Genomic DNA, 1,029 nt, shown 5'->3' with positions numbered 1-1,029 from the left:
AAATTATATAAAATTCTTTTCAATTTGGTGTATTTCTTCTTTGTAATTTTGAAAATTCATTCTTAGTTGAAACCAAATATTTGATTTGGATTCAAATGGAGTACCTATAACTATATTTTATTTTAATGAAAAAAAGAAAATTAGCTAAAGATGGCTGGAGCCTTTTGAAACGAACCTATGAAGAGTTTGAAAATGATAACGCAATCAAATTGAGTGCCTCATTGTCGTATTTTACTATTTTTTCATTACCTCCATTATTAATAATTATACTGTCTATTTTTAGCTTTTTCTTTGGAAGAGAGGCTGTTACTGGGCGGTTTTTTGGTCAAATAAACGGTATGGTAGGCAATCAAGCTGCTTTGCAAATTCAAGAGACTATTAAGAATATTGAACTTTCAGATAGTAATACTTTTGCAGCCGTCTTTGGTGGAATCATGCTTCTTATTGGAGCCTCGGGAGTTTTTGCTGAAATTCAAAGTTCTATCAATTTTATTTGGGGTTTAAGGGCAAAACCTAATAAAGGTATCATGAAGTTTGTTAAGAACAGATTAATGTCTTTTTCAATGATTGCATCTGTTGGGTTCTTACTAATGGTAAGTTTAATGCTCAATACAGTTATGGATGTTATAAATGCACGTTTGATAATTTATTTTCCTGATACAACGGTATACATTTTTTTTGTACTCAATATTATATTGCTTTTTATTACAACAACTGTTTTGTTTTCAGTGATTTTTAAAACATTACCAGATGGAGAAATAGTGTGGAAAGATGCCTTAATTGGATCTAGTTTTACTTCTTTCTTTTTTATGATAGGGAAATTTGCAATAGGTTTTTACTTAGGAAGCTCAACGGTTGCTACTGTTTATGGTGCAGCAGGCTCTATTGTAATTATTTTAGTTTGGGTTTATTATTCGGCAATCATATTATATTTTGGAGCTGAGTTTACCAAAGTATACGCCAATGCTCATGGCAATAAAATTGTCCCAAACGACTATGCAGTAGCTATTAAAGTAGAAGTACTAGAGG

At 31.0% G+C, this 1,029-nt stretch carries 1 protein-coding gene; it reads left to right on the top strand.

What is annotated here, in order from left to right:
* Positions 1-125: 125 nt before the first annotated feature.
* On the top strand, positions 126-1,029 hold a 904-nt coding region (locus tag FPG59_RS16320), incomplete at its 3' end, for a YihY/virulence factor BrkB family protein (protein WP_086455559.1).

Source organism: Flavobacterium sp. FPG59 (assembly GCF_002150205.1).
GTDB lineage: Bacteria > Bacteroidota > Bacteroidia > Flavobacteriales > Flavobacteriaceae > Flavobacterium.
This window is presented reverse-complemented; position numbering and strand designations above follow the sequence as displayed.